Below are 4952 nucleotides of genomic sequence, written 5' to 3'. Positions count from 1 at the left end.
TAAAAACTAACCATTCTTTTTTTTATTGTTTAGGACGCTATTGATATGAAAAATACATTTTTTTTAGCAGTGATTATTATGCTTTATTCTGCACAAATTAAAGCACAAAACTGGAATGTTGGATCTGGTGGAAACTCTTCTCGGAACTGTTTATCAGTAGTAGCAAACGGTCCGACAGAGGCAGATATTCTTTGGCAGAAGGAGGTCATTTCTGGAATGCAACAGCAAACTGTTATTGATGGTGAAATTGTAGTCACATGTCCTGTCATTAATAATAATGACTTACTGCATGGGACATTAATTGTAGCCAGAGATTTATACACTGGAGATACTCTTTGGACAAAAGACCTTCCTGTAGATTTTCCTGATACAGATTGGAGAAACAGAGTTTCAGGTTTTAAAAATGGTGTAATTTATGCTACTCGTTCCGGAAGTACAAATTCTTCATATTTATATGCACTTGATGAAGAATACGGATCAATTTTATGGAAGTCAGCAGATTTAATAGATGAATATGGTACCGAAAGTTGTTCTTTTACGGATGACGGAAATCTAATTGTCGGTAATTTGTTCAATATCATATGTATAAACGCAACGAATGGAGAAACAATTTGGCAAACTCCTCGTCCAGATGCAGCTCCAACATCAGGGGGACAGGAAGTTTCTGTTTATGGAAATCGGGGATATTTCTGGATAGCTGATTTTAATGGTCCAAAAATTTGTGTTATAAATATAGAAACAGGCGAAATTCTTTATTCAAGCGAATCAGTAAGCGGAGGTCTAGTTCAACAGATATGTCCATTTATTGGATCAGATGGTACAGTATATGTACCAAGAGCTCAAAGTAATATTGCAACTGACTTCATTGTTGCCTATGAAGATAATGGTATAGCTTTAATAGAAAAATGGAGAGTACCAATTGGATGGTTTCCTTTTTCCACTTCAGGTGAAGGCCCCGATGGTTCGATATATACTTATTCTTCACAAGGTGAATTAATTCGTTTGAATCCTGCTGATGGCAGCATTTTAAATATTTCTCCACCATTCCTTATTGATGAAATTCACTCACCTAGATTGGCTATTGATAATTCAGGACAAATTTTTGTTACTAATGGTGGATTAAACGGAACAATTTATTCCTTTAATCCAGACCTTACTTTAAGTTGGGCCTATAATGTAGGTATTTTGAATCATAGCGGTCCTGCTCTTGCTGATAACGGAACATTAGTTATTTCTTCATCAACACATGTTTTTGCGTTTGCAGGCTCAACTTTAGATTTAGGAAATATCTCAACTAATGAATTTTCTATATACCCAAATCCTACGGTCAATTATTTGTTTATAAATGGATTAAATGAATATGAAAATGTTACGATTCACGATATGACAGGACAACTGATTTATAATGCTAAAGTTAGCAACAATCAGATTGATGTTAGGAATTTTCAAAATGGAATTTACATCTTGATAATTGAAACAGAGAAAGGAATTATTACCAAAAAATTTGTAAAACAATAAATATTTAGTATGATGAAAAATTTATTAATTTTAATTTTTGTTACCGGAATGGCATCGTGGCACTTACATGCACAACCTTGTTTCAGTCCAACAATTACTAGTCCCAGGTTGGGTTATTTTAATTCTGCGCCAAACTCTATTCTCTTCTGCGATAATAACGATACTGAAATTTTATCGACCCAAACTTACGATACCTATCAATGGTATAAACAAGAGTGGGCGGCTGTGCCTCCAGGAGTGCCAAATCCAAACCCATGGATTGCTATCACAGGAGCAAATTCGCAAACATATACTATAAATGGCACTGACGACTTGTTATATTATTTCAAAGTGGAGGCTACTTTAGATTCGTGTACAGAAGAAAGTCCTGCTATTTTGGCAGATGGCTACAATTTTGGATTACCTTATCTAATTGCAACTTTTCAACCCGGAACTTATCAATTTATTGGAAATGGGACATATAATGTTTGTAATGGTGCTTCTGTATTGTTAGAAAATGGATTCGATCAAGTTTATGGTTTACATACTTGGTATAAATGCATTCCTAGTGATTTACCACCCTTTCAAGGAGATCCTTGTATAATTCCAAATGAGAATGGCGATACTTATACTGCTACTACCACAGGTTTTTATGGTTTTTGGGCTTGTACATCCTATTGTCCTGATATATGCTTGTTTTTAGGATTGCCCGCCTTCATCCAACTTAATTTTGGTGATTGGTCTTTTTGCTCATTAGGTAATCCTGAATTTAGTTCAAATCATGTAAAGTTGTATCCGAATCCAACTACTCAAGTATTATTTGTAGGGAATCAAAGTGATAATCAAAAAACATTACTAAAGATTATGGATATGTCTGGCAAAGTTGTTTTTTCGATGTCGGATTATCACTATGGAGAACCAATTGATTTATCTAAGCTTGAGGCTGGAAGTTATTTGCTTGTTTCTGAAACTGAAGAAGGAAAAATTTTTAGAAATAAATTTGTAAAAAAATGATAGTTATTTTTCAGTTCATTTCGCAATATAAATTTCATTTATTTTTAAAAAGTCAGTAGGATCAGTTTTAAGCTTCCCGTTAATTTTGGCTTATTTATATACAGAAATACTTCAGAGAGTTTAAGTGTAATTGAATTGGTAAGATTGGCATTTTGATTTTAATTAAATGACTTAATGAATTGATTTTGTTTTATGGTGATCATTTGATTATATAATAATAACTGTTTAAAGTTGGCACCATGAAATTTGGAAATAAAGTTTTTTTATGAGTAAATCTATTTTTAATGACACTAATTTTAGCAATTAAAAAAAATTAATACTTATGTTACGATTACTCTGTTTTTGTTTTTTGTTATTATTCAATTGTTCCTCTTGTAGTAAGGATTATATTATTCCCACCATATCAAGTGAACGTACGACTAAAATCATACAAAATGAAGGTATTTCTGTCACTGTAATTATCGATCAACCTAATTTGAAAAATGTTGATGTTTTGATGGTTTTTCACGGTACTGTTTCAAGTGATCAAGATATTTTGACTGCGGCCAATACTACACTTGACAAATTCAAGGGGATTTTGGATCGAAATGATATGATGCTGATTAGTGTAGCTTACCCTCAAGAAAATGTACTATTAGGTGATTCAATTCTTCAGGCAGAAGCCGCTCTGTTGTGGTTAAAAAATACCGCTAACCAAGAATTAGGAATAACAATAGGCAAAATATTTTTGGCAGGCCATTCTCAGGGTGGATATATGGTTACCCGACTTAATACCCTGCACCAAACCAATGGTGTAATTGCCAATGCGCCAGGACCTTTAAATCTGGTTTATCGTTGTCAATTAGAAGAAAATGGGCAAGTTCAGCAAAGTGCAGTATGTACAAGACTAAAAAATGTATATGGTTTAACTTCGGAAAACAGTGATGCTTATTTTGAACGGTCTTTACTTAATTTTACTAATGGATTTAAATCGGATATTTTGTTTGTACAGGGTCTTAATGATTCACCAATTCAGATGTATTCTTGGCCCATTTTCAAACAAGAGGTATTTAATTGTACAGATTGTCAAAGCCGACAGTTTGTTGAGATTCTTGGAGGTGAACATGGTTCTCTCTTTGATAGTGTTCAAGGGAAATCTGCTTTTAATTCCTTTATTGGAAGTCATTGATAGAACGTTTATTTTTTTGGCAGAAAAGATTTAAGGTGAATTTGAAGAAACTAAAATTAAACTTCTTATTCAAATTGCTATCTAAACAATAGAATTTTAAATTTTATGAAATATGATCAAATCATTTCTGTTATTGGTATTAATTTCTTTATTTGGTTGTAATAATGATGACCATTCGAATAATACAAGTCCTGTTTTAATTCCTTATCCGGAAGGCTTGACCACTCATTATATAACCGTCAATTCTGTTAGCCGTAAGTATTTGGTATACCGTCCTGCGGGAATGACTTCGGTAAAAGCTGTGGTGATGGTTTTACATGGAGGAGGTGGCGCTGGTGTGGGCGTTTCCGAGCTTGGTACTCATCCGTTATCCGTTTTTCGAACCTTGGCAGATCAAGAAAAATTTTTGGTAGTTTATCCTGAAGGTTCATCTGATATTCAGGGAAATCCAGGATGGAATGATTGTAGAAGTGATGATTTTTCAGGGAGTCAAGGTGACGACATTACTTTTTTAAAACAGTTGAATGCACAATTGGTTACAGAGTTAACTATCAACGCTTCTAAAATGTTTTTAACTGGTACAAGTAATGGCGCCTTGATGACCTATTCCTATGCCTTTCAATTTCCAGAGACAATAAAAGCGATAGCAGTATCGAGTGGAAATCTTCCAGAGTTTCCTGAAAGTGGGGTATGTACAACAGGTTCGTCAATTCCTCTACCTATATTGCTTACGCATGGTACTAGTGATCCTGCCATGCCGGCTAATGGAGGCTGTGTAGCTAATTTGGGAGGATTGTGCAATCGAGGAAAAGTTATATCTCAGTCTGCAACTATTAACTATTGGTTGCAAAGGAATGGATTGCAAAATGAGATGCCTGTTGTTTCACAATTTGATGTTAATGTTACCGATGCTGGGAATGTTGAAAAAAGGGTATATAACGGAGCGAATCCACTTGTGTATTATGTATTGCATAACGCAGGACATCAAGTTCCAAGTAAAACCGTTTTTAGTAATTCATCGGCTGCTAGTGGTATTCAAAATAGGGATATAGAATTTGCGGAAGAAGTTTGGAGTTTTTTTAAGGGACTTCAATAAAAACAGCATACAATAGCGGTTTAGCAAAATGGCGGGTTCAGCGCTAAATTGAATGTAAGTGATGCAAAATCAGCCACATCGTCAAGCGGCATTACGATACTTTACCGAAAGTTTTTTTATTTTATTAGAGAAATGCCATGTTCAAGTTATAAGTGCAACAGGCCAAGTAGATTTTAG

General features: G+C 34.3%; 4 protein-coding genes. All 4 read left to right on the top strand.

Annotated elements, in window-relative coordinates; translation table 11 throughout:
• The first annotated feature begins 45 nt into the window (after positions 1 to 45).
• The gene (locus CHU92_RS01705; RefSeq protein WP_094411970.1) at positions 46 to 1518 is read left to right on the top strand and encodes a T9SS type A sorting domain-containing protein; all 1473 of its coding nucleotides are present in this window, start codon (positions 46 to 48) and stop codon (positions 1516 to 1518) included.
• 9 nt (positions 1519 to 1527) lie between these two features.
• The gene (locus tag CHU92_RS01700; RefSeq protein ID WP_243389540.1) at positions 1528 to 2511 is read left to right on the top strand and encodes a T9SS type A sorting domain-containing protein; all 984 of its coding nucleotides are present in this window, start codon (positions 1528 to 1530) and stop codon (positions 2509 to 2511) included.
• Between the two features lie 322 nt (positions 2512 to 2833).
• Entirely contained in the window at positions 2834 to 3679 is an 846-nt protein-coding gene (locus CHU92_RS01695) for an alpha/beta hydrolase family protein (RefSeq protein WP_129582977.1), read from the top strand.
• A gap of 112 nt (positions 3680 to 3791) precedes the next feature.
• Complete coding sequence (locus tag CHU92_RS01690; protein ID WP_094411966.1) at positions 3792 to 4775, top strand: alpha/beta hydrolase family esterase; 984 nt, start codon at positions 3792 to 3794, stop codon at positions 4773 to 4775.
• Positions 4776 to 4952: the final 177 nt, after the last annotated feature.

It is taken from the genome of Flavobacterium cyanobacteriorum (assembly GCF_002251835.1).
Lineage (GTDB): Bacteria > Bacteroidota > Bacteroidia > Flavobacteriales > Flavobacteriaceae > Flavobacterium > Flavobacterium cyanobacteriorum.
This window is presented reverse-complemented; position numbering and strand designations above follow the sequence as displayed.

Excerpts from the sequence above, each read along its gene's own strand:
- CHU92_RS01695 (WP_129582977.1), top strand. The coding sequence starts at position 2,834 with ATGTTACGATTACTCTGTTTTTGTTTTTTGTTATTATTCAATTGTTCC.
- CHU92_RS01700 (WP_243389540.1), top strand. The coding sequence starts at position 1,528 with ATGATGAAAAATTTATTAATTTTAATTTTTGTTACCGGAATGGCATCG.
- CHU92_RS01690 (WP_094411966.1), top strand. The coding sequence starts at position 3,792 with ATGATCAAATCATTTCTGTTATTGGTATTAATTTCTTTATTTGGTTGT.
- CHU92_RS01705 (WP_094411970.1), top strand. The coding sequence starts at position 46 with ATGAAAAATACATTTTTTTTAGCAGTGATTATTATGCTTTATTCTGCA.